Annotated in this window: 2 protein-coding genes; both read left to right on the top strand. The window is 52.6% G+C overall.

Annotation, left to right across the window (positions count from 1 at the left end; translation table 11 throughout):
- Nucleotides 1-103 precede the first annotated feature (103 nt).
- Entirely contained in the window at nucleotides 104-742 is a 639-nt protein-coding gene (locus FEM54_RS32915; protein ID WP_138454323.1) for a DUF6036 family nucleotidyltransferase, read from the top strand.
- A partial coding sequence (locus FEM54_RS32920; RefSeq protein ID WP_138454324.1) for a hypothetical protein occupies nucleotides 726-1,148 on the top strand: 423 nt, incomplete at its 3' end. The genes FEM54_RS32915 and FEM54_RS32920, both read left to right, overlap by 17 nt.

The following is a 1,148-nucleotide window of genomic DNA, read 5'->3' on the forward strand; positions in this document are numbered from 1 at the left end:
CTAGGAACTCGCCTCAATAGCCTTCCTCGGTCACTGACCAATCAGTGATCGGGATTTGAACTCAAGACCCGTTCGGCAATGCTGCACCGGCTTGAGATTAATAATGGATTTTCCAGATACCGTCGCTCCTCGCCTCAATACGAGTACCCCACTGGGCCAGGCTTTGATTTCAATGTTCAAGTCCATCGAGGTGGAGTTGATGGTTGAGGGCGCCAAGCCCGGCGCGGTGAAGGTTATTGTCTTTGGTGGCTGTGCTGTCCATTTGTATACGCACCATCGAGTTTCCACTGATGTGGATGCAGAGATTTACTGCGCGAATACTCGAGACACATTGCGTCTGCGGACATTGCTGGCGGAGTTTCCAGAAGCATTTTTCGATGAGCAATCCGGCCGCGTCATGGAGCTGAACTACGATCTTCAATACAACACTGCATTTGGCCCGCTTCACGAAGACTACTGGGAACGAAGTATTCCCCTTGAGGAATTTCCTCACGAGTCTGCACTGCATCTGCACATAGCTGCGCCTATCGATATTGCGATCTCCAAATTGGGCAGAGCTACGGATCAGGATGTAAGCGACATCATGGCGTTGCTCAGGGCAGGCTTCATCCTTGGCACTGAGTTCCGTCGATTGGCATTGCAGGCGATTGATATGTATGTTGGCAACAAAGAATCACCTAGATCCATTCTGAACAATATTCTGCACGACTACCTGGAGACTGAAGTTGACGAAGCCTTTTAACGCGCCCGTCCTCTCATCCGCCTTGGATACGCTGGTCAAAAGCCCTTTGAATCAGGCTGATGACGCGGCGCTTGTCTGTGCAGCAAAAGCGGTTTGGTACTCGGACGCGAACCTTGTGGGTGAGGTGAGGGCTTTTCTGAAAACGCATTCCAGTGAGGTGGAGCTTCGTCGCGCAGGTTACTTGCTTGAGCGCTTCACGCGCTTTTCATGTGCGACGGATTCCCGGGTAATGGAAGCGTTGAAGGCGCTTGAATTGTTTTCGGCTTCTGCTGCCAAGCAAAACGTGCAACCACAAGGCGCTGTTGCGCTGCGCAGCCGTCGTGATGAACTGGCGGTGTCTTGGGGGTTGAGTGAGGGGCTGGGGTTGAAGGCTCAAGCGCTGATGCCTTTCCAGACTCGCCATTAC

The organism is Pseudomonas edaphica (assembly GCF_005863185.1).
GTDB classification, from domain to species: domain Bacteria; phylum Pseudomonadota; class Gammaproteobacteria; order Pseudomonadales; family Pseudomonadaceae; genus Aquipseudomonas; species Aquipseudomonas edaphica.

What these genes read in the sequence shown, in the direction of transcription:
- FEM54_RS32915 (WP_138454323.1), top strand. Translation starts at nt 104, where the DNA reads ATGGATTTTCCAGATACCGTCGCTCCTCGCCTCAATACGAGTACCCCA.